23 protein-coding genes and 2 pseudogenes are annotated in these 25,309 nt (G+C 65.2%); 5 read left to right on the forward strand and 20 right to left on the reverse strand.

The window, feature by feature from the left end; all coding sequences use genetic code 11:
* Positions 1–552 precede the first annotated feature (552 nt).
* Both ABIE00_RS01120 and ABIE00_RS01125 read left to right on the forward strand, forming a co-directional pair.
* Positions 553–1,872: an MFS transporter gene (locus tag ABIE00_RS01120; protein ID WP_354255638.1), complete on the forward strand. Its 1,320-nt coding sequence runs from the start codon at positions 553–555 to the stop codon at positions 1,870–1,872.
* 181 nt (positions 1,873–2,053) lie between these two features.
* A complete protein-coding gene (locus ABIE00_RS01125; protein ID WP_354255641.1) occupies positions 2,054–4,192 on the forward strand; it encodes an amylo-alpha-1,6-glucosidase in 2,139 nt (712 codons plus the stop codon).
* Positions 4,193–4,237: 45 nt separating this feature from the next.
* On the opposite strand, the pseudogene ABIE00_RS01130 reads toward ABIE00_RS01125, so the two are convergent.
* The 10 genes and pseudogenes from ABIE00_RS01130 to ABIE00_RS01175 form a co-directional block, all read right to left on the reverse strand.
* Positions 4,238–5,704, reverse strand: a pseudogene (locus ABIE00_RS01130) (phytoene desaturase family protein).
* Positions 5,701–7,555: pseudogene (locus ABIE00_RS01135) on the reverse strand (glycoside hydrolase family 15 protein). The pseudogenes ABIE00_RS01130 and ABIE00_RS01135 overlap by 4 nt, the downstream one beginning before the upstream one ends.
* On the reverse strand, positions 7,548–8,177 hold the full coding sequence (locus tag ABIE00_RS01140) for a hypothetical protein (RefSeq protein ID WP_354255643.1): 630 nt from the start codon (positions 8,175–8,177) through the stop codon (positions 7,548–7,550). The pseudogene ABIE00_RS01135 and the gene ABIE00_RS01140 overlap by 8 nt, the downstream one beginning before the upstream one ends.
* Positions 8,178–8,198: 21 nt before the next feature.
* A complete protein-coding gene (locus ABIE00_RS01145) occupies positions 8,199–8,954 on the reverse strand; it encodes a ZIP family metal transporter (RefSeq protein WP_354263236.1) in 756 nt (251 codons plus the stop codon).
* Positions 8,955–9,040: 86 nt separating this feature from the next.
* A complete protein-coding gene (locus tag ABIE00_RS01150) occupies positions 9,041–10,162 on the reverse strand; it encodes an enolase C-terminal domain-like protein (RefSeq protein ID WP_354255646.1) in 1,122 nt (373 codons plus the stop codon).
* Positions 10,163–10,165: 3 nt separating this feature from the next.
* A complete protein-coding gene (locus tag ABIE00_RS01155) occupies positions 10,166–11,956 on the reverse strand; it encodes a thiamine pyrophosphate-requiring protein (RefSeq protein ID WP_354255649.1) in 1,791 nt (596 codons plus the stop codon).
* Between the two features lie 2 nt (positions 11,957–11,958).
* Entirely contained in the window at positions 11,959–13,614 is a 1,656-nt protein-coding gene (locus tag ABIE00_RS01160; protein ID WP_354255652.1) for a GMC family oxidoreductase, read from the reverse strand.
* Positions 13,611–14,252 (reverse strand): gluconate 2-dehydrogenase subunit 3 family protein, encoded by a 642-nt coding sequence (locus tag ABIE00_RS01165; RefSeq protein ID WP_354255655.1) that lies wholly within the window; start codon positions 14,250–14,252, stop codon positions 13,611–13,613. The genes ABIE00_RS01160 and ABIE00_RS01165 overlap by 4 nt, the downstream gene beginning before the upstream one ends.
* The gene (locus ABIE00_RS01170) at positions 14,249–14,716 is read right to left on the reverse strand and encodes a hypothetical protein (protein ID WP_354255658.1); all 468 of its coding nucleotides are present in this window, start codon (positions 14,714–14,716) and stop codon (positions 14,249–14,251) included. The genes ABIE00_RS01165 and ABIE00_RS01170 overlap by 4 nt, the downstream gene beginning before the upstream one ends.
* Positions 14,717–14,831: 115 nt before the next feature.
* Entirely contained in the window at positions 14,832–15,023 is a 192-nt protein-coding gene (locus ABIE00_RS01175; protein WP_354263517.1) for a hypothetical protein, read from the reverse strand.
* Between ABIE00_RS01175 and ABIE00_RS01180 the strand changes: the two genes are divergently transcribed.
* Positions 14,934–15,314 (forward strand): MarR family transcriptional regulator, encoded by a 381-nt coding sequence (locus ABIE00_RS01180; protein ID WP_354263237.1) that lies wholly within the window; start codon positions 14,934–14,936, stop codon positions 15,312–15,314. The genes ABIE00_RS01175 and ABIE00_RS01180 overlap by 90 nt on opposite strands.
* A 115-nt stretch (positions 15,315–15,429) precedes the next feature.
* Here ABIE00_RS01180 and ABIE00_RS01185 read toward each other — a convergent pair whose 3' ends face one another.
* The 6 genes from ABIE00_RS01185 to ABIE00_RS01210 all read right to left on the reverse strand — a co-directional run bounded on the left by ABIE00_RS01185 (position 15,430) and on the right by ABIE00_RS01210 (position 20,427).
* Positions 15,430–16,389 (reverse strand): aldose 1-epimerase family protein, encoded by a 960-nt coding sequence (locus ABIE00_RS01185; RefSeq protein WP_354255660.1) that lies wholly within the window; start codon positions 16,387–16,389, stop codon positions 15,430–15,432.
* A complete protein-coding gene (locus ABIE00_RS01190; protein ID WP_354255663.1) occupies positions 16,382–17,458 on the reverse strand; it encodes a glucose 1-dehydrogenase in 1,077 nt (358 codons plus the stop codon). Before ABIE00_RS01190 ends, ABIE00_RS01185 begins: the two co-directional genes overlap by 8 nt.
* A gap of 177 nt (positions 17,459–17,635) precedes the next feature.
* Positions 17,636–17,776: a hypothetical protein gene (locus ABIE00_RS01195; RefSeq protein WP_354255666.1), complete on the reverse strand. Its 141-nt coding sequence runs from the start codon at positions 17,774–17,776 to the stop codon at positions 17,636–17,638.
* Positions 17,773–17,877 (reverse strand): low affinity iron permease family protein, encoded by a 105-nt coding sequence (locus tag ABIE00_RS01200; protein ID WP_354255669.1) that lies wholly within the window; start codon positions 17,875–17,877, stop codon positions 17,773–17,775. The genes ABIE00_RS01195 and ABIE00_RS01200 overlap by 4 nt, the downstream gene beginning before the upstream one ends.
* Positions 17,874–18,044 carry a low affinity iron permease family protein gene (locus tag ABIE00_RS01205; RefSeq protein WP_354255672.1) on the reverse strand — a complete coding sequence of 57 codons (171 nt, stop codon included), beginning with the start codon at positions 18,042–18,044 and terminating at the stop codon, positions 17,874–17,876. The genes ABIE00_RS01200 and ABIE00_RS01205 overlap by 4 nt, the downstream gene beginning before the upstream one ends.
* Positions 18,045–19,566: 1,522 nt before the next feature.
* Positions 19,567–20,427 carry a S1C family serine protease gene (locus ABIE00_RS01210; protein ID WP_502914180.1) on the reverse strand — a complete coding sequence of 287 codons (861 nt, stop codon included), beginning with the start codon at positions 20,425–20,427 and terminating at the stop codon, positions 19,567–19,569.
* A gap of 412 nt (positions 20,428–20,839) precedes the next feature.
* On the opposite strand from ABIE00_RS01210, the gene ABIE00_RS01215 reads away from it, so the two are divergent.
* The gene (locus tag ABIE00_RS01215; protein WP_354255678.1) at positions 20,840–21,337 is read left to right on the forward strand and encodes a MarR family transcriptional regulator; all 498 of its coding nucleotides are present in this window, start codon (positions 20,840–20,842) and stop codon (positions 21,335–21,337) included.
* A gap of 111 nt (positions 21,338–21,448) precedes the next feature.
* Here ABIE00_RS01215 and ABIE00_RS01220 read toward each other — a convergent pair whose 3' ends face one another.
* From ABIE00_RS01220 to ABIE00_RS01230, 3 genes are all read right to left on the reverse strand, one after another.
* A complete protein-coding gene (locus ABIE00_RS01220; RefSeq protein ID WP_354255681.1) occupies positions 21,449–21,982 on the reverse strand; it encodes a phosphatase PAP2 family protein in 534 nt (177 codons plus the stop codon).
* 999 nt (positions 21,983–22,981) lie between these two features.
* Positions 22,982–23,230 (reverse strand): hypothetical protein, encoded by a 249-nt coding sequence (locus tag ABIE00_RS01225; RefSeq protein WP_354255684.1) that lies wholly within the window; start codon positions 23,228–23,230, stop codon positions 22,982–22,984.
* Between the two features lie 173 nt (positions 23,231–23,403).
* Positions 23,404–23,658: a YegP family protein gene (locus tag ABIE00_RS01230; RefSeq protein ID WP_354255687.1), complete on the reverse strand. Its 255-nt coding sequence runs from the start codon at positions 23,656–23,658 to the stop codon at positions 23,404–23,406.
* A gap of 607 nt (positions 23,659–24,265) precedes the next feature.
* Between ABIE00_RS01230 and ABIE00_RS01235 the strand changes: the two genes are divergently transcribed.
* Positions 24,266–24,391, forward strand: a complete 126-nt coding sequence (locus ABIE00_RS01235) for a hypothetical protein (protein WP_354255689.1) — start codon at positions 24,266–24,268, stop codon at positions 24,389–24,391.
* 237 nt (positions 24,392–24,628) lie between these two features.
* Here ABIE00_RS01235 and ABIE00_RS01240 read toward each other — a convergent pair whose 3' ends face one another.
* Positions 24,629–24,970: a hypothetical protein gene (locus ABIE00_RS01240; RefSeq protein WP_354255692.1), complete on the reverse strand. Its 342-nt coding sequence runs from the start codon at positions 24,968–24,970 to the stop codon at positions 24,629–24,631.
* Positions 24,971–25,309 lie beyond the last annotated feature (339 nt).

Consider the following 25,309-nt stretch of genomic DNA (forward strand, 5'->3'; position numbering starts at 1 on the left):
TCAGGTTGGGGCGTACCTCTACTGCATCCACTGCTGGGGGCGCACTGGTAAACGCCGCCATGCCCCAGCCACCCGCTGCTTCGCAAACGTTCGCCAACCCCGATGCACTCCGGAACGGTGACGCTGGAAAGGGAAGCCCCCGGGCGGGTTCACCGGCGATACACAGGGGCTCCCCCGGCAGTGGAACTCTTGGGGGAAAAGCTGCACCACCGCGAAAGGGTTAGCGTGGACGGAGCCTGTCTATGACCTCGGGCCACCAGATCCGATCATTCTTGAGCCGAACAGCAGACCGCGCGATGGTAGGCCAGTGCGGCAACCGACCCATAAGAAAAATCGGAAACAACCTATTGCGTTGTCGCAATAGTTGCGTAAAAATAAAAGCATAACTTTGTGGAACCAGCTGCCTGCGGCGGTTTCCAACGTGATTCCGGGTTCTGCCGCAAACTTCTGCTCCTTCCGGTCGCCGGCCGAAAGAGTACCGCTGGGCTCTGCGGAGAGTAACAGCGTGCTGGGGCGCGATCCGATTCGCCGTATTGCGAAGGAGCAATTCCGATGGCACAGAAGGTAACGTCAGCAGCGGCAGTGGGCAACGCGCGGTGGAAGCGGCTGATTCCCGTCGCGATCGTCGTCTACATCATCTCGTTCATGGACAGGACCAACATTGGATTCGCCCTCAACGGACTCCACCAGGACCTGGGTATCGACGCTGCCCAGCAGGGACTGGCCGCCGGCATCTTCTTCATCGGCTACCTGGTCCTGCAGATACCCGGCGGCCACCTCGCCGAGCACTGGAGCGCGAAGAAGTTCGTCGGCATCATGGTGCTCATCTGGGGTGTGCTGGCCGTCCTTTCCGGCTTCATCCAGAACTTCACGCAACTGCTCCTGGTGCGCTTCTTCCTCGGCGTGGCTGAGGCCGGGATCTGGCCCGCGATCCTTGTCCTGATCAGCCACTGGTTCCCCGCGGCTGAACGGGCACGGGCCTACGCGTTCTGGATGATGAACATCGCCATCGCTTCCATCATCACCGCGCCCCTCTCCGGATGGATTCTCTCGTTCTCTGACTGGCGCTGGCTGTTCATCATCGAAGGCATCTTCCCGTTCATCATCGCTGCGCCCCTGTGGTGGGCCCTGATCGCCGACCATCCGCGCGAAGCGGCATGGTGCTCGGCCCAGGAGCGTGAGTACATCGAGAACGGACTGGCTGCAGATGCCGCAGCACATCCCCAACAGGAAAGGCTTGGCCTCCGCCACGTTCTGTCCAACGCCGTGGTTTGGCGGTTGACCCTTGTGTACTTCCTCATCCAGATCGGCTTCTACGGCATCAACATTTGGCTGCCCCACGTCATCAAGACGATCACCTCCGGTTCCCCGATCGAGGTGGGCATGATCACCGCAATTCCGTACGTGCTGGCGATGTTCGGCCTCTGGTACAACGCCAAGGCAGCCGACCGCTCGGGCCGCTACTCCACGCACGTGCTGCTGTCGATGGCAGTCGGTGCTGTTGCCCTGGTGGTCTCCGTGGCGACCGGGGACAGCCTTCCGTTCGTAGCCGTCACCCTCATCAGCGTCGCGGTGGCCGGAGCCCTGGCCTACGACGGTCCCTTCTGGGCGTCCGCGTCCCGAGCAATGCCCGCTGCCGTCGCCGGCACCGCCATGGGGCTGATCAATGCGGTAGGTAACCTCGGCGGATTTGTCGGCCCCTACGTGGGAGGCTTCCTGCAGGATGTGACCCATGGCAGCTTCCTGGCCACGTCCATCTTCCTGGCATGCTGCCTGTTGGCTGCAGGCCTGGTCATGCTCACACTGCGCCGCACCGGCGACCGTCCCCTGGCACGCGGCCGGCAGGAGCGCCACAGTCAGCCTGGCCATTAACTTCCAGGAGAAGGCGACTGCCAGCCTGGTGGCCAACTCGGGCTCAGGCTCCACCCTGATTCATTGCCGATCTGACCGTGCTGACCCCGGGCATGATGGGCATCCTGCCGGAGGGGCTTGCCTTTCTTAGTTGATGGAAGGCAAGGCCCCTGGCCGTGGTACGACTGCGGAAGAAGTCAATGTGGACGAAGTAAATGTCGCGAATCATGCGGGATCTGCCGGCAAGGGCGACGTCACCTTGGTGCAGGGAACGACGTTCTGCATTTCGTCCGCCAACGGCGATATGTCAGCGAATCTCCCGCAAGGGGTGTTTTTTGAGGACACGCGGTTCATCAGCGCGTGGGTGCTGAAGCTCCAGGGCTTGCCGGTGGAGCCGCTCTCATCCGCCACGCCGGAGCCTTTCCATGCCTTTTTCGTCGGAAGGGCCGGCAGGAAGGACCACACCGACAGCGCGCTGCTCATTGACCGGGAACGCAGGCTGGGGGCGGGCCTCACCGAGGCCCTGACCGTCCATAACTACTCGAACCGGCCGCTGCAGTGCCGGATATCGTTAGATGCCGACGCCGACTTTGCCAGCCTGTTTGACGTGAAGGAAGCCAGGCACGTCCGCGGCGGGCGCTGTAACCGCAGCTGGAGCGAGGCCGGGCTGACGCTGGAGTCCGAACGGGAAGGCCATAGCGGGCGCATCACGGTGGTCTTTCCCGGTGCCAGGCTCGAGGGCGACGGACTCGTTCTGGAGACCGCCATCGCCGCCCACGGGACGTGGTCGGGCAACATCTCTGCCACGCCTGTGCTGGACCCCGCAACCGGCCATGGAGCGGCCGGTGCGGGCGACCCGGGGGCGGCTGCCATGCGGCGGGTGATGGCCTGGCGCAAATCCATGCCCACGGCGACGTTGCGGAACAAGGCAGTGGAAAGGGTGATCAAGCGCAGTCAGGAAGACCTGGGGTCATTGCGGATATTCAATCCCGACCACCCGGACCGAGCGGTTGTGGCCGCAGGTGCTCCGTGGTTTATGGCGCTTTTCGGCAGGGACAGTCTTTTCGCTTCGTTCATGTCATTGCTGCTGGACCCGTCCTTGGCCAAGGGGACCTTGCTGACTCTGGCGGACTACCAGGGCACGAAAGTCGACGCCGCTTCCGAGGAAGAGCCGGGCAGGATCCTGCACGAAGTACGCCTCGGAGCCTCGGCCGGCCTCGCCCTGGGCGGCAGCGGGGTGTACTACGGCACCGCGGACGCCACACCGCTGTTCGTCATTGTCCTGGCGGAGCTGAGCAGGTGGGGACTCGACGATGACGCGATGCGCCGGCTTCTTCCGGCGGCAGACAAGGCACTGGGCTGGATGGAAGCTTACGGTGACTCCGATGGCGACGGATTTATCGAATACCAGCGAAAGACCGAAAAAGGCCTGCGCAACCAGGGCTGGAAGGACTCCGGCGACGGGATCAATTTCGCAGACGGAACGCTGGCCGAACCGCCCATCGCCCTGTGCGAAGTGCAGGGTTACGCCTACGGCGCCTACCTGGGCCGGGCACTGCTGGCCAGGGCCGCAGGCGACGCGCAGACCGCCGGGACCTGCGTGGAGAAAGCGCTCAGGCTGAAGAAGGCGTTCAACGACCAGTTCTGGCTGCCCGACCGCGGGTACTTCGCGGTGGCGCTGGACCGGGATAAAAAACCCGTGGACGCTCTCGCCTCCAACATGGCCCATTGCCTGTGGACCGGGATCATCGACGACGACAAGGCGGCCCTGGTGGCGGCGCACCTGCTGTCCGCTGACATGTTTACCGGCTGGGGGATCAGAACACTGGCGGCAAGCATGGGCGCTTACAACCCCGCAAGCTACCACAACGGATCAGTATGGCCTCACGACAATGCCATCGCGGCCGCCGGACTGATGCGGTACGGCTTCGTTGACGAAGCCCGCAACGTGGCCTATTCCCTGCTCGAGGCGGCGGACCACTTCAACGGCCGGCTCCCAGAGCTCTTTTGCGGACTCGACCGCTCACACTACCCGCAGCCGGTCCCGTACCCTGCCTCATGTTCCCCCCAGGCCTGGGCGTCGGCGGCGCCTGTTCAGCTCATCAGGACGCTGCTCCTCTTCGATCCGGGACTTCCATGGAAGGAGCTGTGGCTGGCCCCCACCCTGCCCCCGCACAACACGCACTTCCATTTCGATAACGTCCCATTCGCAGGGGAGGGACGGCTCTCGGTCCACATCGACGGCCGGGCCGTGAGTGTCCAGGGGCTGCCCGAAGATATCCGGTTGCGGCACGAACCGCGCCCCCCGCTCAATGAACTGCTCAACCTGACCCGCCAATGACCAGCAGCCCTCGCAGGAGTCGGGGCGTGTGATTCCCTGATGCGGTCAGCTGCGGCTTGCTTTCTCCTGCTGCCCCAGTGCTGGTGAGGGCAGCCCGAATTCTCTTTTGAGGGCCGACTGCGCCGCGTACCAGGCGCAGAGCCCGTGGGCTGAGGGACCGGGCGGGGTTGAGGACGAGCACAGGTACACGCCTTGTGCCGGTGTCCGCCCGGGGTCGGGGGAGATGACGGGGCGTTTGAGCAGTTGCCAGGCCGAAAGGGCTCCGGCGCAGAAGTCCCCTCCGACGTAGTTTGGGTTGTATTCGCTGTATTGCTGCGCGGTGATGGAGTGGGTGGCGAGGATGACGTCCCGGAATCCTGGTGCGAACTGTTCGACCCGGCGGGTGATCGTCTCTGTCATGTCCTGACTGGAGCCTGCCGGGACGTGGGTGTAGGTCCACAGGATGTGGTTCCCGGAGGGCGCGCGGCTGCTGTCGAGGGTTGTTGGTTGACTGGCCAGGACAAAGGGCTGCCCGGGATACCGTCCGGCGGCCACTTCGGCTTCCGCCCGTGCCATGTCTGCCCTGGTGCCGCCCAGGTGCACGCTAAGGGCTGGGGCAAGGGCGCGGTTGGCCCACGGCACGGCGCGGAGAGCGCGAAGTCGACTTTGCTGACGGCGTTCCCGTACCGGAATGAGGCAAGTTTGCGCAGGTAGTTTGTGGGGAGTACGTCTCCGGCGATTTGGGCAAGCCCCGCCGGGGCGAGGTCCAACAGGACTGTCTTGGGCCGGGAGCCGTGGCGGACTTCGGCCAGGTCGGTGACGGGGGAGTTGAGCACTATGTCACCGCCATGGTCCAGCAGGTCCGCGGCCATCGCGTCCGCGATCGATTGCGATCCGCCGATGGGGATCGCCCAGCCGCGGGCATGGGCGTGCGCGGCCAACAGCATCGCCGTGCCGCTGGTGGCCAGTCCGGGCATGGAGCCGATGCAGTGGGCACTGACACCGGTGATCATGGCCGGTGCGATGGCTCCTGTAAAGCGCGTGTTCCACCAGGGCCCGCCCTGTTCGACGGTCCGGGCAGAGTAGAGGAGTGCTGCGAGCGGGTCCCGGGGGATGCGCAGCAGCTGGTGCATGGTGAGGTCAGTGATTCCGTCTGCCCGTTCCATGAGGGGTTGGAGCAGCCGGCGGTACCGTTCACCGTCCCGGCCCAGGCCCTCGGCGGTCCGGGCCAAGCTGCGGTAGGCGATTCCGGCCATGGACGGGTCCACTGCCTGGGCGTAGGAGATCTCAGGCACCGGCGGGTCAATGCGCTGTTCAAGCTCAAACGCCCGGAAGAACGGGCTGGCCCGGGCCAGGGGGTGGACGGCTGAACAAACGTCATGGAGGAACCCCGGCAGCGTGAGTTCGGCGGTCCGGGTTCCGCCCCGACCGCTAGTGCTCCCTCCAGCACCTGGACTTTCAGCCCGGCCCGCCCCATGGTGACGGCGCCAGCCCGTTGGGCCCGGCCCCGACAACCACGACGTCGGGCCTCAGGTGGTCCGTCCGCTGAGGGAGTCCTCGTGCCGGGCCTGTCCCTGGTCATGGTTTTTTGGGCTGGGAAGGGGCGTGTCGCTGTGCCGGGCACGTCCGTGGTGGAGTTGCAGGGCGCAGTGGATGAGGGGGAAGTGGCTGAAGGCCTGGGGGGTGTTGCCCAGTTGCCGCTTGTTTTGGGGGTCCCATTCTTCGCTGAGCAGGCCGACGTCGTTCCGAAGGCTGAGGAGGCGGTCAAAGAGCTCGACGGCTTCGTGGTGGCGGCCAATGCCGAGGAGGGCGTCAACGAGCCAGAAGGAGCAGGCGAGGAAGACGCCTTCGGTGCCGGGCAGCCCGTCGTTGCTTGCCTGAGGGTGGTAGCGGAGGACGAATCCGCTCTTCGGTGAGGTTCTGCTGGATCGCCTCCACGGTGCCGACGACGCGGGGGTGGTCGTGGGGGAGGAAACCGACGCGGGGTATGAGCAGGAGGCTGGCGTCGAGTTCTTTGCTTCCGTAGGACTGGACGAAGGTGTTGCGCTGGCTGTCGAAGCCGTGGGTCATCACATCTTTATGGATGGTCTCGCGCAGCGCGGACCAGCGGTCTTCGGGGCCGGGCAGTCCGGATTGCTGGATGCCTTTGACCATGCGGTCGGCGGCGACCCAGGCCATGACTTTGGAGTGGGTGTTCTGGCGGCGGGGGCCGCGCATTTCCCAGAGCCCGTTGTCGGGCTTGTCCCAGGCCCCTTCCAGGTATTCCATGAGGGCGATTTGGATGTCCCAGGAATCATCCCCGGAACCGTCAGGGGAGGCGGCGCGGGTGAGGGCGAGCCCGTCCAGGACTTCACCCCAGACATCGAGTTGGAGTTGGGGCGCGGCGGCGTTCCCGGTCCGGACGGGTTTGGAACCTTCGAACCCTGCCAGCCATGGCAGTTCTGTTTCGGGCAGCCGGCGGGTGCCGTCGATGGCGTACATGATTTGCAGGTCAGCGGGGTCGCCTGCGACGGCGCGCAGCAGCCATTCGCGCCAGGCCGCTGCTTCCTCGGTGTAGCCGGCGGCGAGCAGTGACTGCAGCGTCAGGGTGGCGTCGCGGAGCCAGCAGAACCGGTAGTCCCAGTTGCGGGATCCTCCGGGATCTTCCGGCAGCGAGGTGGTGGGAGCTGCAACGATGCCGCCGGTCGGGGCGTAGATGAGTCCTTTGAGGGTGATGAGGGACCGTTCGACGGCGTCCTTGTACTTTCCTTCCATCTTGCTGCGGCCGATCCAGTCCCGCCAGAAATCCTCCGTTGCCTGCAGCGCGGCGCCGGGATCGGTCCTGGCGGGGGCCGGCCGGCTGCTGTGGACCCAGCTCAGCACGAAGGGCACCTGTTCACCGGCCCGGACGGTGAATTCGCTGACCGTGCGCATGTCCCTGCCTTCGAGGGGGGCTTTGGTGGTGAGGTAGGCGGCGTCAGGGCCGGCGACAGCGCTGAGTCCGTGGTCACTGCGCCTGACCCAGGGCACGATGTGGCCGTAATCGAAGCGCAGGCATAATTCCCCGTACATCTGCACGCTGCCGCTGAGGCCTTCGACGATACGCACCACGTCAGCGGCCTCATCCCGGACCGGCATGAAGTCGGTGACCCTGACGCTTCCGCGGTCTGTTTCCCATTCGGTTTCGAGGATGAGGGTGCCGGGGCGGTAACGGCGGCGTGTGCATTTTTCTGCCCCGGCAGGGGCCAGGAGCCAGCGCCCTGCGGCAGGGGTGTCCAGCAGGGCGGCGAAGCAGGCGGGGGAGTCGAAGTTCGGCAGGCACATCCAGTCGATGGACCCGCTGGTGCTGATCAGCGCGGCCGTGTGCAGGTCCCCCACGAGTGCGTAATCACTGACCTCAGACATTGCTGCACTTCCTGGTCGTATCTGTATGTGCTTGCACCGGCACCTGGCGGCGTCTGCGTCCGCGCACCGCCAGGACGGACACGACCACCGCTGCGGCCAGGCTGACGGCGGCCAGGACAGCGCGGTTTCCACCTGCCGGTCGGGAGACACGGACCTGATGCTCACGCCCGGCCGTGCCCGTGCGGGTGATCTCGGTGGCCGGCACCTGCCAGTCGGCCGGGGAGGGAAAGGTTCCGGGCGGGAGCTTTTCCTCCCGCAGTTCCCGGCGGGAGGCGATTTGGTCCCTGACGAGTCTGCTCGGGGCGGGCACGGCAGCGTCTGCCGCGACCGCTGCCGGGAGATCAATGATGTATGGCTCACCGTAAAACACTGAGGATGCTACCGACTCCAGCCAGGTGGTCGGGGGCGTCCGGACGCCCTGGGCGGCGAAGGCCGCACGCAGCCTGTCCAGGATCTCGTCCAGGCCTTTGCCTCGGGCGTCTTTGGTGACCTCGAAAATAGCCAGCTGGAGCCGCAGCTTCGCATCCGCGGCGGGATCCGTGGCGGCAGGGTCCTGCCCGGTGGGGTCCACTGCGAGTGGCTCTGCGTTCACGGAGCCGTTGTTGCGGGGATTGGTGTTCATGGCTTTCCGTCCCGTCATGTCTTAGCCACCGACCTGGTCCACGGTGAAGGCGGCCAGGAATCCGACGGCGGCGATGAGGCCGGTGAGGAGGTGGTGTTCCTCGAAGGCTTCGGGGATCATCGTGTCCGCGAGCATGGCCAGGATGGCGCCGGCAGCCACCGCCGTGATGAAGGCGACGACTTCTGCGGGCGCATCCTGCAGGACCAGGAAACCGATGAGGGCGGCGATCCCGGACAGGACAGCGATTCCCACCCAGACTCCGAACACGTACCTGGCGCTGCGGCCTGCTTTTTTCATGCCGGCCGTACTGGAGAGGCCTTCGGGGACGTTGGAGATAAACACGGCGGCCAGCATGGCCGGGCTGACCGCGCCGGCAGTGACCAGGCCCACGCCCAGGACCACTGATTCGGGGATACCGTCCAAAAGGGCCCCTATCGCGATGGCGGTACCGCTGCCTGGCTTCTGCTGCTCGGACGGCTGTTTCCCGCCTGAGCGTTTGCGGTGCTTGGCGCCTTTGAGGGCAAGGAGTGCGTTGGCGGCAACGTAAACGACGGCGCCGGTGGCGAAGCCGCCGATCGTGGGCCACAGTCCGCCGCCGTTGACGGCTTCCTCCACCAGTTCAAAGGCGAGGGCCGAGATCAGCACGCCGGCGCCGAACGACATTACGGAGGACACGACTTTTGAGGGGATTCGCCATTTCCATGCCAGGGCGCATCCGACCACCAGGGCACCGCCGGCGATTGTTCCCCACATCCAGGCCAGCAACCACGCGGGCATCATGCGGCCCCTGCCAGTGGGCAGGCTGTCGGCTCGTTTCGCAGGTTCACCATAAAAGAGTCCATTTCTTTTGGTCGGGCAGCATGTCAGCGGACCCGGTATTTGTCGGCCTCAACCGTGCGCAGAGACAGTCCGTTACCGGGTTCATCTGCAGGCCGTACCCATCCGCCGTCTGGGGCAAGCGTTCCCTCGAAGAAGAGGTTCTCGATGCGCACGTGGTCGTGGAACCATTCCAGGTGGCGGAAGTTGGGCGTTGCGGCGGCGACGGCGGTGCTCAGGTGGGGTGCGCAGTGTCCCGACACCTGAAGGCCGTGGGCAGCGGTGACAGCGGCGATGCGCAGCCATTCGCTGATCCCGCCGCACCTGCTGACGTCGGCCTGTATGCAGTCCACAGCGTCCGCGCTGCACAGCCGCTGGTAGTAGGGCAGGCCGGTGCCGTATTCACCGGCGGCCACGTCAGCATCCACCGCATCCCGCACCATCCGGAGCCCGGCCAGGTGGTCGCTGGAGACCGGCTCCTCGAACCAGACCACGCTCTCTGCAGCCGTGTCGTGCAGCACCCGGATGGCCTGTTTGGCGGTGTAGGCGCCGTTGGCGTCGACGAACAGTTCCGTGTGAGGTCCGACGGCGGTGCGCGCCTGCCGGATCCGCTCCAGGTCCCGAGGCACGTTGGTTCCGCTGTCCTGGCCGATCTTGATTTTCACCCGGGGAATGCGCTGGTCAATGGCCCAGCCTTGAAGCTGGTTCCGCAGCTGCTCTTCCGTGTAGGTGGTGAACCCGCCGCTGCCGTAGACCGCCACCCTGTCCCGGACCGCGCCCAGGAGTTTGTGCAGGGGCAGGTCCAGCACGCGCGCCTTCAGGTCCCACAGCGCGCAGTCCACGGCAGACAGGGCATAGGACGCCAGACCCGTGCTGCCGGGGTTGCGTGCCACGCGGGCCATCGCCGCTGCCGCTGCCGGTACGTCCAGGGCGTCGACGCCGTGGACGGCCGGGCCGAGGAGCTCTTCGACCAGGCCGGCCGCGGCCGCCGGCGCATACGTCCACCCGAGGCCCGTCTTCCCGCCGGCTGCGGCCTGGACAAGTACCATCGTGGTGGAGTCCCAGCTGAACGTCCCGTCCGCTTCCGGGGCGTCGGTGGGGACGGTGTAGGCTGCCGCCCGGATGGCGGTGACGGGAGCCTCCGCCGCCGGCGTGGCGGGACGGGCCACCGTTCAGCCCTCCTTGTGCGGCAGGAATTCCTGGATCTTGGTCTTGACGCCTTCCTTCACTACGTCCCAGGCGCTGTCGTCGCCCTTGATCATGGCTTCTGCCGTCTTCCGGGCCTGTTCCAGGGTGGCGTGCGGGGGGATGGGCGGAATGTCGGGGTCGGTGCGGACGTCCAGCACTGTGGGCCTGTCGGCGGCGAGGGCCTTCTCCCAGGCCGGGCCGACGTCGTCTGGATTGTCCACGTGGATGCCCTGCAGCCCCAGGCTCTCGGCAAACCCGGCGTAGTCGACGTCGGGGAGGGTCTGGGATTCGCGGAAGGCGGGCACGCCGCCCATGGCGCGCATTTCCCAGGTCACCTGGTTGAGGTCGTTGTTGTGCGGGACAGCCACCACCAGCCGGGGGTCGTCCCATTCCCGCCAGTAATGCTTGATGGTGATCAGTTCGGCCAGTCCGTTCATCTGCATGGCCCCGTCGCCGGCGAACGCGATGGCCGGGCGCCCGGGATGCGCGAATTTGGCGCCGATCGCGTAGGGGACCCCCGGCCCCATGGTGGCGAGGTTTCCGGACAGGGAACCGCGGACCGCCCCGCGGAATCTCAGCTGCCGCGCATACCAGTTGGCGGACGACCCTGAATCGGCGCTGAGCATGGCATCCGCCGGTAGCCGGGTGGAAAGCTCGGCGAACAGCCGCATCGGATTGACCGGATCGGCGCTGACCATGGCCTCGTCACGCATCGTTTCCCACCAGCGGCTGATGGATTTCTCCAGGCCCTCCTGCCAGGACCGGTCCTGCTTGCGCTCCAGGTGCGGGATGAGGGCCCGCAACGCGGCGGCGGCATCGGCGACGATGTTGTATTCGTTGGTGTAGCGCAGTCCGATCATCTTTGGGTCCACGTCGATTTGCACCCCGCGGGCCTGTCCCGGCTCGGGCAGGAACTGGGTGTAGGGGAAGCTGGAGCCCACGGTCAGCAGGGTGTCGCAGTCCCGCATCATCTCATAGCTGGGGCGTGTGCCCAGCAGCCCGATCGACCCGGTGACGTAAGGCAGGTCATCCGGAAGCGAGTCCTTGCCCAGCAGTGCCTTGGCGACACCGGCGCCGAGCAGCTCGGCGACCTCCTTGACCTCCGCGGCCGCGCCCCGGGCGCCCTGGCCAATGAGGATGGCAACCTTGGACCCCTCGTTGAGGAGTTGGGCGGCGCCACGGATCGAATCGCTGTTGGGCTGGATGTCGGGCCATTGGACGCCGACGCTGGAGGGCACCATCTTGAACTCGTGGGTCGGCCCCGCGTAGTCGAGCTCCTGCACATCCGCCGGGATGATGACCGCGGTGGGCGCCTGCTCGGCCTCGGCGATCCTGATGGCGCGGTCGATGACGTTGGGCAGCTGCTGCGGAACAGTGACCATCTGGACGTAGTCCGAGGCCACATCCTTGAACAGGGTCAGCAGGTCAACCTCCTGCTGGTAGGAACCGCCCATGGCGCTCCGGGCCGTCTGTCCCACGATGGACACCACCGGAACGTGGTCCAGCTTCGCGTCGTACAGTCCGTTGAGCAGGTGGATCGCGCCCGGGCCGGACGTTGCCATGCACACCGCCACTCGGTCCCCGAACTTCGCATAGCCCACGGCCTCGAACGCCGCCATCTCCTCATGCCGGGCCTGGATGAACTTCGGATTGTTGTCCGCCTTGCCGAACGCGGCGAGGATGCCGTTGATGCCGTCTCCAGGGAAACCGAAGACCTTGTCGACGCCCCATTCGCCCAGCCGGGAAAGCAGGTAGTCAGCCACTGTAGTTGCCATGATCAGTCTTCCTTCATACTCATCCGGGCGCCGCTGCGGGCACCCTCAACCAAAGCGCGTGCGGCGCGGGCCGCCAGCGCCATGATGGTCAGGGCCGGATTGGCACTGCCCTGGGTAGGCAGCACACTCCCGTCGGTGACCAGCAGATTCGGTACCGCGAAAGTCCGGAGGCCGCCGTCCACCACGCCTTCGTCCTCGGTGGCAGCCATCCGGGCGCCACCCACCAGGTGGGCGTAGCGATTGATGGTGATGACCTCGGCTGCGCCCGCGGCGGTCAGGATCCGTTCCATGACTTCCTGCGCCGCGGACATCAGGTGCCGGTCATTCTCGCACTGGCTGTAACTGAAGCGGGCGACGGGGATGCCGTGACGGTCGGTTTCGTCCGCGAGGGTGACCCTGTTCCCTTCGAGCGGGAGGAACTCGCACAATGCCCCGAGGCAGGCCCAGTGAGGGTAGTCAGACATGTAACGGCGCAGCGTCGCGCCCCAGTGCCCCTGGGCGGCAACGTGCTCGGCCCAGGTGATGGGCAGCGGGGAAACGCACTGGATTGAGAAGCCGCGTTTGTACGGCTTGACCGGGTCCGTCTCATAGAAGTCCTCGGTGCTGACCTCCGGGGGAGGCCCCTTCCACATCCGCACTTCCTCCTGGAACCGGCCCGCGGTCTGCGGCGCACCCTGGACCATCAGGTACCGGCCCACCTGGTCGAAGTCATTGCACATCCCGTCCGGGAAGCGCGTGTTCGCCGAGTTCAACAGCAGCCGGGGCGTCTCGATCGAGTACCCGGCCACGGCCACCAGCCGGGCACGCTGAAACCGTTGCACACCACCGCGGACGTATTCGACGCCGGTAGCCAGCCCGGTACGCTCGTCAAAACCGATCCGGGTGGCCATCGATTCGGGACGGATTTCAGCCCCATGGGCCAGCGCATCCGGGACGTGGGTAATCAACGGGGAGGCCTTGGCATTGACCTTGCAACCCTGCAGGCAGAATCCGCGGTAAATGCAGTGCGGCCTGTTCCCAAAGCGGCCGTTGGCTATGGCCACCGGCCCCACCCTGGCAGTCAGGCCACAGGCGCGGGCCCCCCGCAGGAACAGCTCCCCATTGCCGGACACCGGGTGTGGGCGGTGCGAGTAGCCGTGCGGGTCACCCCATGGCCAGTACTCGCCGGCGACGGGCAGTTCCGCCTCGATGTCCTCGTAGAAAGGCCTCAGCTCCCGGTATTCCAGCGGCCAGTCCGCGCCCACCCCGTCCGTACTGTAGGTGCGGAAGTCGCTGGGGTGGAACCGTGGCGTGTACCCGGCGAAGTGGACCATCGACCCGCCCACCCCCCGGCCGGAGTTATTGGAGCCCAGCGGCACGGGGTCGGCGCCTGCAATCACCCTGGGTTCTGTCCAGTACAGGTGATGGGAACCCGCCTCGTCGCTCACCCAATCCTGCTCCGGCTCCCAGAACGGGCCCGCATCCAGGGCAACTGCCCGCCACCCGGCGCGGGCCAGGCGCTGCAGCAGCGTCGCACCCCCGGCCCCGCAGCCCACGATGACAATGTCCACCTCGTCGTCGTCCCCATACTGGTGCATGCCTTCGCGCAACCCCAGGTTGCTGCCCGGGCCCTTGGGCAGCAACCAGGCGGAGTTGTTACGTTCACGCAGCGCACTCATTGGTCACCCCCATGAGTGGGATCCGCCTCGGGCCGGACGTCGCGCACCTCGAACGGGTCCAGCCGGCCGACCCCGAGGTTCTTATAGCCGCGCGGGTAGGCAGGACCGGCGAAGCCAATCTCATCCCAGGCCAGCGGGTGGGAGTAGAAGGCGGTGCACGCGTACCGGGTCCACAGGCTCCACACCCGGTCCGCCGGCAGCCCGTGCCAACAGTCCCGGTCCAGGTCGCAGATGTCCTGCAGCAGCCCGGCCTGCCGGTCCTGCCCGAGCAGGGCGAAGGTGCGGTCCCCGCGGGCACGGGCCTCCTCATCGAGCGCGGCCAGCGAGGCACGCCACGCCTCCCCGTCCCGCGGCATGTTGTCATAGTGCCATCCGTCAGTCTCTTCCTCCGCCAGCCGGGCGTCCACCATGTTCACCACCGGCACCCGGGGCTCACCCCGCATGTCCAGCAACTGGTCGAAGAGGGCCCGTGCGGCCGCTTCCTCCGCCGGCGTGAAGAACCGGATGTCCGGCAGCAGGCCCATCCGGGAGTGGACCACGGCGGCGGTGGCCGGATCCCAGTGCTGCGCCTGGGACAGGGTGCCGAAGCCGGGGTAACGGCCGCCGCCGTCGGCTGCGTCCAGGGGCAGCGCGCTCATGGCTCCCGCCTCAGGACGGAGGCAAGCACGCCCATGCCACCAACGAGGGTGACCAGAAGCGGTGCGAACAGCGGGGGACCCATCTCCAGGTTGTAGCGCAGGTTGGACAGGCCGCCGGGCTTTTGCCTGATGCCCTGCAGGTGCAGCCACGTCCCCTGCAGCCCGTTGGCAATGATGGCGGCACTGGCCAGCGGCAACGCGGTCTTGGCCATCCGCCGGCTGAAAACACCCGCCACCCCGGCAGCAGCACCCACCGGCCCCAAAGCCACCGGGACCCACATCCACGGGTTGCCGAAGCTGGCCTTGTCATGCTCCAGGTAAATTTCCGCAGCGGTGACCAGCGCACCGGCCGCCGTCAGCCCGGACAGGGAACGTTCGAAGCGGCCCGTCTGCACGTTCCTGATGAGCCGGTCGATCCCACTGACCGTGCCGGCCACAGAACCTTTTGCCTGATGTGTTTTCACGATTCTCCTTCTTCCCACGGAAATGCCCTGTACTGGCCCCGTGGAACTGAAAACTTTGCGGGAAAGCAACTGTCGGAGGAAACTGGTGCTCATGGATGCAGCTGGTGGATCTGAATCAGTCCCGGAACCTTCGAGCCGGGAAGTTGAAGCGGTGATGGGCGCCGCGGATACCTTGTTGCGGGTCGTGGCCCGCTCTGTTGCCGAGGTGGAGCACGTGGTGAACACCCCGCAGTTGCGGGTCCTGGTTCTCATCCACACCCGTGGCCCGCAGAACCCGGGCGGCGTCGCCGCGGAGCTCGGTGTTCACGCCTCCAATGCCACCCGCGTCTGCGACCGCCTGGTAGCGGCCGAGTTGCTGGAGCCGCCGGGAGGACCCTGCCGACCGCCGGTACGTCCGGCTGGAACTGTCCGCGAAAGGACAAACGCTCGTGAACTCGGTGCTGGAGCACCGGCGTCATGCCATCGCGGACGTGATTTCCAGGATGCCGGCTGGCCGCCGGCCGGCCCTGGCCGCGGCACTGGAGGCCTTCGCGGCCGCCGCCGGCAACCGGGGCACCTCCGACGGTCGCTTTACGTTGGGAGCCGGCACGTGAAGTGACCGGAACCTTAAGGCCGCAAACCATGTCTTCATTGAACCCCAATGATTGCGCATACGCAATAGTTGGCGGCCGGGTTCGAGTGGTTTTGCTCCCGGGCCGGACGGTGGCCAACCTTCAGAGCGGCCGGATACCCCATTCCCCCGTGTGGGATTCCCCGGGATGCAGGATGATCAGCCCTTCTCCGGAGTTGAAGGCATCCGGGCCGCATGTCATCGGCTCTACTCCGAGTCCGGTGCGCCGCCGGTCCGGCTGCGGGAGGGTGTCGCCGGTGAAGATCTCCAGGTAGGGGTAGGAGCCGTCCACCCACAGCTCTACTCCTCCGGCACGGTCGGGATGCAGCAGCCTTACCCGGGCGCGTCCGTCCACGTCGCGGATCAGGTCGGTGTAGGCAACGTCGATGTGCCGGTCCCCGAGCTGCTGCAGTTCCCGCAGGTCGTACCGGCTCCCGTCCACTCTTTCACGGCCGGTGGGGATCCCTTGCCAGTCCACCGGCATGTACGTCCCGGCCGGCACCTGCACGAGCCGGCCGTCGATGACGCCGGCCCCTGCTCCGGGGCTGAGGTAGGGGTGGGCTCCTGTTCCGTAGGGGCACGGGTCCGGACTGCGATTGGTGACTGTTGTCCGCACGGTCAGCCCGCCGTCGTCCAGCCTGTAGTCGAGCCGGCAATCCAGCACCCAGGGCCACCCCTGGCACGCGTGGAGCGTACAGGCGAGGGAGACCGCATCCGCCTCCTGTGCGACAATCTCCCAGTTGCGCCACCGGGTCAGTCCGTGGATGGCACCGCCTTTGTCCGGTTCGCTCAGGTCAAGCTGCAAGCGCTGCCCGTCCCAGGCGTAGCTGCCGCCCCGGATCCGGTTGGGCCAGGGGATGAGCGACTGGCCACGCGCGCCCGTGCACATTTCGTCCGGCCCGTACCCGTCCAATAGGGGGCGCCCGTCGAGCTGGTAGTCCCGGAGGGCTCCTCCGACTTCGGTCAGCAGGACCTTCTGCCGTCCGGAGGAGATTTCGTATTGCCGCCCTGAGGGCAGGCAGTGGTCCATCCCGGAGTCCGTGGGGGCTGGTCCGTCAGTCATGGCCGGGGTCTTCCTGGGTGTTCCGGGTGAGGTCGAGGACGACTTTGACGTCCTCAGGCTGGCGTTTGAAGGCCTCTGCGAAGTCTGCGAGGGGGACTCTGCGGCTGATGAGCCGGCGGAGCCAGTCCCGGTCTGCCTTGGCCAGTGCTTGGGCGCCGGCGTCGTAGTGGCGGCGGTTTGCGTTGACGCTGCCGAAGACGACGCCGTTCATCAGCACCTCCTCGCGGTTGAGCGCGCCGACGTCCACCGGTGTCTGTTTCCCGGTGCCGGACACGCCTGTGAGGCAGGTGATGGCGTCCTGGGCCCGGCACCTGAGCGCGTCCAGGACCACGGGGGTGACGCCGGTGCATTCGATCAGGATGTTGGGCCTAAGCCCGGACTCCGGAAGGGATTCGCTGTGGTAGGTGGCACCCAGGTCGCGGACGATGTCGGGCTTGGGGCCGTCGGTGACGATGTCGAAGACGTGGACGTCCAGGCCCTGCTGGACTCCCAGCAGTGCGGCGAGCAGGCCGACCGGACCTGCCCCGGTCACGACTGCGACGTGCGGGTCGAAAAATGCCCGCTGCCCGATCCGGTTGATCTGCTCCCAGGCCTTGGCCACGATGGTGGTGGGCTCCAGCAGGACCCCGACGTCCTCCAGCCCCGGATCCAGCTTCACCATCGCCTGCGGATCCGCCCGCCACTGTTCCCGGGCGAACCCGTCCAGGCCCTTGATCCCGTGCTCGGTGTATTTTCCGTTGAGGCACATGTCCCATTCCCCGGCGACACATGCCTTGCACGGTTCAGGGTCGGGCCGGCGGACGATACCCACCACCAGGTCACCTTTGGCCAACCCGGAATCCGCGGGAGCACCGACTACCCGGCCGAGGTTCTCATGACCCAGCACCAGGTAGTCCTGGCCGGATGGGGCTTCCCCATACTCGGCCGCGATGATTTCGCTGTCGGTCCCGCACAGGCCCACGGCCAGTGCCTCCACCAGCACCTGGCGCCCGTCAGGTGCCGGGTCAGGAACATCGCGCAGGTGGAGCGAGTCTTTTTCTCCCGGTGTAACCGCCAGTGCACGCATCATGCCTCCCTTTAGTCGCAATTACCTCTTAATGCCAATTACCTCTGGTCAGTGTCCCGCCTTATTTGCGTAGGCGCAACGGTGTTTTGCGGCACGGGCGATTATTCGCCATACCAGTCCTGCGGGGACTCCCTACATCAAGGGCCATCGCTTTCGCCTGTCACTGCAGGTTCTCGTCGTCTACTTGACCGGCTGTCCGTCCTGGGCGGGCTGATCTTCGGATTGCGCCTCGATGCGTTTGCGCTGCCGCTCGAGTTCCTCCTCGCCCTTATCTTCAGCGTCGTAGAGTTTGGCGTTGGTCACCCGGAGTTCGCGCATCACGCGTCGAGTTTGAGGTGCAACGTTGCCGAGTCCCGGTTCTGGGTGTTCTGGATGATGGACACCATCAGGAACGTCACAATCGTCGTGCCCGTGTTGATCACCAGCTGCCACGTATTCGAGAAACCCAGAAGCGGCCCGTGCAGGCCCACACGACGAGAACCACCACTGCCGCGACGAAGACCCAGGGGTGACCCAATACCTTTGCGGTCCAGGAAGTAAATCTCGTGAAGAAGTCGACCCTGTCGCCGTTGCTCTTCTCCGTAATCATGCCTACTCCCTGTGGTGTAACTCCGCATGCTTATGGGGCGCTGGTGGTGACCCGGAGGCTACTGAGATGCCGGTCTCCCGGCTGATGGCGTAGTCACCAGCGAGGATCAGCTCCCGAAGGCGAGGAAATAGCCCGTTCCCGCCGCTGCGCCTCCTGAGGCGATGATCCACTCGCCAACAGGTCATTGCGACATCGCAATTATTGCATTATGTTAGGAGGAGTTGACGGAAAACTTTCATTTGCAGATCCTCCCCGGCATCGCAGATCCCGGCCGTACGGGATCCTGGTTGCCGCCGGGGCCATCAGGATGGCCCCGGCCTGTTGTAACCCGCCGAGGGCAGAACAAACTAGGGAAAAGATCATGACAAGACCAGCAGCCGTATCGCCGTCCTACGTATTGGACGACGTTGCCTACCGTGTCCACTGCGGCGGCTCATCTAAAGAGCATGTGTTCCATGGGCTCCGGCCTGCCATGCGCTACGCCCGGAAACACAACATCAAACACCATCACGGTGCGACGCCTGAATACCACGAAGTGAACGAACCATTGGATGGGGGAAGGGCGAAGAGCGATGAAAAAAATCTCTAGCCTCGAAGAGCGCTCCAACGCCGGCGGCACCACCCGGCCTGCTCCCCATGCAGGGCAGCCCAGCGTAGCCATACCCCCAGGTTTGCCCCTGGGGTGTGCCATGTGCCGTTCTGACCAGCACCTTGTGCTGCATTCCATCGACCCCTTGCCCGCGGGCAGGGGGGAACCACTGGTGCATGTCGTCTACGCCTGCACCGCGTGTGGTTCCCTCCACGCCCACGCTGCCTCGTTCCGGGACGTCTCGGCACTGCTGAATGAAGCGGACATCGTGCCAGGCATGTTGAAGTTCGGCAATTTCTACTTGCACTGTGGGAAACCGATGGCGATGACCGGTAGAGTTCGCCGGACTGTGGCGGCACCCGTGTCTTCGTCCGGCACCGGGGAGACATGCTTGCCCGACGTCCTCCTCACCACAAAAATGCTCCGCTGCACCTGCGGATTCAGCATCGAACTCCCCGATTAAAGACCGCCGGAGCCAGTGAGCCCATTCCTCCTGCCGGGAGGGGACAGCAGGGCGGTCACCGTACGGAATTGACTGTGCGCATGGACATGAAAGCCGGACATTTTTCTGGATGCCGACGCCGAAGCACTCGATTACAGTAGCTGCTCACGTCCATCAGTAACGGGCAATGCGTCCACCCGAAACAATGCGCGAATCGGAGATGACGGGCCAGAAGCTCGCCAGCGTGGCTGCGGTTCCGGGCGGTGCGCGTCGCGGGAAATTCGGGCGGAACCCTCCACGTTGATGCCTGGATATTGAACACGTCCCGCACCCTTGGTTTCCGGCCCCGGTCAGCGCCCCGGTGACGGCCGATAACGGCGCCGTCCCAGGGAAACCAGGAGGGTCTTCAGTTTCAAAGCCGGCTTCAGTTAATGGGTCTCGATCCACCTCAGCGGGGCGACGCCAGGGCCGGGAATGTGCAGGTCTTGTGCTCAGCTTTCCGCGGCCGGCCTCTCGGACAGCGTGATCTTGGCCTCCCGGGTATCGTTCCCTCTGCGGTATTCGACGTTCACGGCCTGTCCTGGTGCCTTGTTCCGGAGCGCGGCCAACAGGTCTTCAGGTGCGTTAAGTTTTTGCCCTTCCAGGGACAGCAGGACGTCTCCGGGGCGCAGTCCGGCCTTGTCGGCGGGACCGTTGCTGACGATGGACAGGACCAGGACGCCGGCGGTGTCCGGCAGGTGAAGCTGCTCTGCGATTTGTGGGGTGATATCGGTGGGAGCGAGGCCAATGAATGCGTGCTCGGCTTTGCCGTTTTTCTGCAATTGTTCCGCGACCTGGACAGCCGTTGCTGCGGGAATGGCAAAGCCGAGCGCGACGGCTCCGGACTGGGGTGGAATGTAGGCCTCACTGATTCCTACGACTTCGCCGCGGGAGTTCACGACCGCGCCGCCGGAGTTGCCTGGGCTGATAGCCGCGTCGGTCTGAATTAGGTCCACCAGTGACTGACTGCTTGCGGCCGATCCGGGGATTTGGCGGTGCAGGCCGGAAATGATCCCGGAAGTGGCGGTGTTTTCGAAACCGAGCGGGGATCCGATCACGATCGCGAGTTCGCCAATGCGCGGCAGTTGCTGCTGGAATGTGGCGGGGGGCAGGTCCTGGCGTTGGGCTTCCACCAGTGCCAGGTCGGCGATAGCGTCGGTGGCCCGCACCTTGCCCGGGATGCGCTGTCCGTCGGCGAAGGCCACCTCGACGTTGGTGTTGCCGCGCACGACGTGCTCGTTGGTCAGGATCAGCCCGTCCTTGGCGTACACGACACCGCTCCCCAGCCCGTCCTTCGTGAACACGGTGACCACGGACGGTTGTACGTTCTGGATGATCGTGGGAATGTCCGGGGCGGACTGCGGCGGCTGTCCGCCGGGTGTTTGTGTTCCCTGGCTGACCTGCCCGGTGGAGGAGCCGGTTCCAGACGAAGTGACCGCAGGTGCCTGGGTGCCTGTGCACCCCGGTGGCGGTAACAACGACAACGGCAGTCACGACCGCGGCCCGCATATAACCACGACGCGGACGTGTCACTGGTTCAGGTCCCATATAAATTCCTATCGCAGTAAATGTTTGCGGGTCCTACGGCCGGAGTCCCGGCCGCCAGCGCCATGATGGTCACTGCTTGGGTGGTGCTTGGGTGGACTCGGCGCGGGCCCTTTCGTCGCAAAAGCCGCGAAGCCCGCAATCTTTGCAGTGCCGGAAGTATCAGAGGAAACTGATTCCATGGATGTATCTGTCTCCGGCGGGCTGTCCCGTCCCTCCAGCCGGGAAGTGGAAGCCGTGATGGCCGCCGCCGACGTCCTGTTACGGGTGGTGGCCCACTCCGTTGCAGAGGTGGAGGACATCGTAAATACGCCACAGCTGCGGGTCCTGGTCCTCATCCATTCCCGCGGCCCACAAAACCTGGGGGGCGTTGCCGCGGAACTTGGCGTCCACGCCTCCAACGCCACGCGCATCTGCGACCGCCTCGTCACCGCGGACCTGCTGGAACGCCGCGAGGACCCGGCCGACCGCCGATACATCAGGCTGGAACTGACGGGAAAGGGAAAGGAGCTGGTCAACTCCGTACTGGAGCACCGGCGGCAAGCCATTGCCGAGGTGATCTCCAGAATGCCGGCGGGCCGCCGCCCCGCCCTCGCTGCCGCACTGGAGGCCTTCGCGGCCGCCGCCGGCGGCCGGGGCACCTCTGACGGTCGCTTTACGCTGGCAACCGGAAACTGACCCACCCGGCACCCCTTGCGGCAACCCATGTCATCATTGAACAGCAGTAATTGCGTGTGCGCAACAGTAAGTCGACGCGGATTTCTGCTTTAAGGATGCAGCCCAGCAGGGTCAGCCTTTTTCCTCCCCGGGGCTGCGTTCGCCCCGGGTGATGTCCACCGCAATCACGGCCGCGAGCAAAACCGTGGATACGGAGACGGATCCCACGGTGTCAGTGAACCAGTGGTAGCCCAGGTAGATGCGGCTGGTCGCCTCAAGCAGCATACCTGCGGCGGCAGCACCGAAGGCAGCAATTGTGCGACCGGCACGGGAGGAACGCGAAAAAACCAGGTAGGCGCCGATAAGAAAAAGTTGGACGCCCCCACCACGTGCCCGGAAGGAAACGACGAGGTTGGATCGGCGCCGAGCATCATCAATTCCGATGGCGGCCGGGAACGACGGACCAGGTGGGCGGTCACCTCCGTGATGACGACGCCGGTGACCATGGCCCCGGCCAGCAGCAGGGGACGCCAAAAACGACGCGTCAACAGTACCCAGCCTGTGGTCGCGAACAGTGTGACCACAGGCAGCACGACCGGGCCGAACACTCTGGCGAATCGCGTCAGGACAGCGGTGGCAAGGTCCGTCCTGTGACTGACGAACCATTCCCTCATGGGCTCGTCAAGGGCTGTAATTCCGTCGTGTTGAAGCACTTCCCCGAGAGTCAGGACAAAAGATGCGGCCCCGGCCAGTGCCAGCCCAAGCGACACAGCATAAAGGACCAGGTTTCCGCTGGCCGTGAGCCTGTTTCCGTCACCCAGCCGGAAATGTCTCTGCCGGCTCTGCCCTGAAGTCCTGCCACCGCCGCTGCTCATGACCCGAGTCTTAGTGACCAGCCGTGGCGGTGACAAGGGAACCTGACGGTTAATGTGCTGCTGGAGATGGCGCCCTGCTGCCGGACAGCAGGCCGCCGCTCTTACCGGCGCAGGTTGGGCTCCGCTTGGTCGGTGCCGTAATGCCGGGCAATTAGGAGCAGATCAAAAGGAGCAGGTGTATCCTTCCGAAAACGGTCTTCGAACGCTGCCCTCAGCGGGACGCCGCCTGTACGTCCCGGGCTATCAGCGGGTATGCCGGGGTAACCCCTCAAGCACAGGGAGAGACGTTGAAAAAAGCAGTGAGAAACAATGGGCTTAGTCGTTTCTTCGGACTGATTTTCATCGTGGCCGTCGTCGCTCAGGGACTGACCGAAGTCATGCCGCGGGCATTGCACCCCCCGTGATAGTGCCATGCATGCCAGACGAGAATGGGCCGCCGCTGTGGAGCCGTTCTCGCAGAATTCGGCGGCCTGCGCTTGTTGCCCCGACTCTTGCCAGGCGAACCGCAAGCTGGACCAACTCGACCGAGCGTTCCCGGTGGAGCGTCTATTTCAGCCCTTTTGCGGGCCACGCGCCGCCCTTGTGAGGCGGTTGGCCAGGGCGGGCGGCGCACGGGGAGTCGCCGTGGAAGGCCTCGCCACAGCAAGCACCGAAGGTCCGGATTTGACCGAGGATGAATTCCCTCGGCCTGCACCGGCGGGCCGCAGAGAACGCAGCCACGCGTCTGAAGTCAGGGCCGTCCTCCAGCTTTTGAGTGCGGGGGTTACCGGGGCCGATCAAATGACAGGGGTCAGTGGTGTGCCAGCCTGCCGGTGTTCCCCGGGCTGCGGAACTTTTCGATCAGGCGTCCGGTGAGCGCCTTCGCGCTTCTGAACAGACCTAAAGCGGCGAGTCTGAGGATCAGAATCACCAGCTGGATGGCCCCGTCTACGAGGAGGAGCAGGACCAGGCTGATGATGGCGGGCAACAACATGAGGAAAACGATGCCCATCGTCGCTAAATATGCGAGGACGTAGACCATGATGGTGGACGGGTCCACTGGTTATCCCTTTGAACGGCCGGATCTGCTCCGGGTACTGCTGCACCCTGGGCTGCTAAGGGGTGCGTGGCCCGGCGCCTTTGCCGGGCCTCAGTTTTAGGCGCGCGGCCATGCATCCTCTTTGAACCCAGTGCTGCCGGCATGGACACGTGGCATGGACACGTGGAGAGCCGTTACCAGGGGGACGGCGATGCGGCTCCTGTGGCATTCACCGGCCCGGTTTCGGGTCGGGCGACGATGCCTTGGCTGGCCCTGGAGTCCTTGATCAGGCCGGTTCCGGCGATCTCCCGGACGGTGAATATTCCTGCCGCCGCTGCCTGCTTCGTCGGGTAGGGCCGGGACGTTGCCAGATGATTACCTGAGGAATCCAGTAGCCGGAAACGGTAGCCCCCATTAGGGGAGGCGAAGACTTCGAAGTGGCCGGACATGTTGCTCCGTTTCTCCCGCCGTTGGGAGTGTAGATCAACGGATCCACGCCGTGAGCCTTCAGCAGCAGCCCGTTGGGACAACAAGGACGGAGTCTGCAAACCGTCTAAAGAACCCCATGTTATCCGTTGACTTGGGACCTTGAACAGGCTTCGTGTTGACGCGTGAAAGTGGCCCATGAAATATGTCCGGTGAGCGGTGTTCGAAGAATCATTTGAGTACCCGTCGCTCAGGTGTTCAGGTTTCGCGGCTGCGATGTCCAGGACCCTGAGGACCTGCCACCGTGCAGCGGCGACCCATTCACAGGGAGCGTGCCACGGCTGGCTGGACTCCGGAGCCTGCCTGCGCAGATCTGCGAGCAGGCGTGATGACCTCTGCAGCTTCCTCCGTGATGGCCCGGGTAGTCGACGACACTCCCGGGGGTTCGGACACGCCGGCAATTTCCGGTGGATAACGCGCACGCACTTCTTCACAGGTCCCTGATCCGGTCCCCGGCAGGCGGTGGATATCCTGTGCATGGCGGCCTTGTGGCTGTGGCCGGGCCCCCAAAAAGTGTCTGTGCCCCAGGACTATGATGGTCACCCAATTCGAAGGAGCAGGTGGTCTCGGGTGACTGAAAAAGGCAGCGGCAAGGCTACAGGGGTCCAGATCGCGGGGCTCTGGATAGCGGCATGCAGCCTCGCCCTCGCTCTGCTCCGGACCGTGTTCGATGTGCTCCAAGCGATGGGACGATAAGCGGCAGCGGCCATTTCGCACCGTCAGGATGGGCCACCGCTTCAGGCTGTTAGGAAGTCTACGAATTCGAAACGATCTACACCACCGCCGGCGACCCGCAGGCAGCAGCCCCGCCGCCGGCTGACAGATCACTCATCGGAAGGTAAGAGAAGGCCCTTTTTGGGCCTCTTCCCCGGGCGTTTTCAAACGCCGATAACCACGATTCCGTCAACCTGGTCGTGGAGACAAGGGAACGGCTTAGTCGTTCTTCCAAGTTAGGCCGAGCATCTGAAAGGCCTGCCTAATCGCGTCGCTGTCGTGGTGAAGTTCCTCGATCTTGATGTGCTGTAGCTGAGGGCTGACAAAACCGTCGCCTGGCTGTTCGAAAATTGCCCATAACCGCAGGTCGTCGCCGTGACGGGAGGCGAACGTAACTCCGTTGAGGTCCGTGGTCTCGTAGATCCAGACTGCGACCGCCTGGGTGAGGTGGCGTGGTCGGGCGTCCTTAAGAGCGGCAGCGTCCAGGTCCGCCAAACCGAGCCCGAGGGCGACGCCGATGAAGTGCGGGTATAGGACTGCAATGGATTTGGAGTCCGTCACGGCGCAGTAGGTACCGGTCAGCTCGGCCGATGTCGCGGGCCCGGGCGTCTAGCCATTCGCGCGGGACTTGCCCTGGCGGCACGGTAGGGTGCAGCACGATGTCTTGATCGTCTTCAACGATCTCGTCCATTTCCATGGCAATTCTGGCGTCGCGGCGGAACGCGGCCAGCACTTCGAGCAGGCATGCACGCAGGCTGGAGCCGGCGTACACCCTCGGAAGTTTCCGTGCTGGTCATCCCACCGGCCAGGGAACCTGCCATTAGTTGCCCATTCCCAGCCGCTCCATGCCCAAGGGTCAGGACGGAATCCAATCCGGTAAATCCGGCCTTCCGAAGTAGC

The sequence above is a fragment of the Arthrobacter sp. OAP107 genome (assembly GCF_040546765.1).
Taxonomy (GTDB): Bacteria; Actinomycetota; Actinomycetes; order Actinomycetales; family Micrococcaceae; genus Arthrobacter.

Coding starts and splice junctions, on each gene's coding strand:
- ABIE00_RS01120 (WP_354255638.1), top strand. CDS start 553: ATGGCACAGAAGGTAACGTCAGCAGCGGCAGTGGGCAACGCGCGGTGG.
- ABIE00_RS01140 (WP_354255643.1), bottom strand. CDS start 8,177: ATGAACACCAATCCCCGCAACAACGGCTCCGTGAACGCAGAGCCACTC.
- ABIE00_RS01145 (WP_354263236.1), bottom strand. CDS start 8,954: ATGCCCGCGTGGTTGCTGGCCTGGATGTGGGGAACAATCGCCGGCGGT.
- ABIE00_RS01155 (WP_354255649.1), bottom strand. CDS start 11,956: ATGGCAACTACAGTGGCTGACTACCTGCTTTCCCGGCTGGGCGAATGG.
- ABIE00_RS01160 (WP_354255652.1), bottom strand. CDS start 13,614: ATGAGTGCGCTGCGTGAACGTAACAACTCCGCCTGGTTGCTGCCCAAG.
- ABIE00_RS01165 (WP_354255655.1), bottom strand. CDS start 14,252: ATGAGCGCGCTGCCCCTGGACGCAGCCGACGGCGGCGGCCGTTACCCC.
- ABIE00_RS01185 (WP_354255660.1), bottom strand. CDS start 16,389: ATGACTGACGGACCAGCCCCCACGGACTCCGGGATGGACCACTGCCTG.
- ABIE00_RS01190 (WP_354255663.1), bottom strand. CDS start 17,458: ATGATGCGTGCACTGGCGGTTACACCGGGAGAAAAAGACTCGCTCCAC.
- ABIE00_RS01205 (WP_354255672.1), bottom strand. CDS start 18,044: ATGATTACGGAGAAGAGCAACGGCGACAGGGTCGACTTCTTCACGAGA.
- ABIE00_RS01215 (WP_354255678.1), top strand. CDS start 20,840: ATGGATGTATCTGTCTCCGGCGGGCTGTCCCGTCCCTCCAGCCGGGAA.
- ABIE00_RS01220 (WP_354255681.1), bottom strand. CDS start 21,982: ATGGTTCGTCAGTCACAGGACGGACCTTGCCACCGCTGTCCTGACGCG.
- ABIE00_RS01230 (WP_354255687.1), bottom strand. CDS start 23,658: ATGTCCGGCCACTTCGAAGTCTTCGCCTCCCCTAATGGGGGCTACCGT.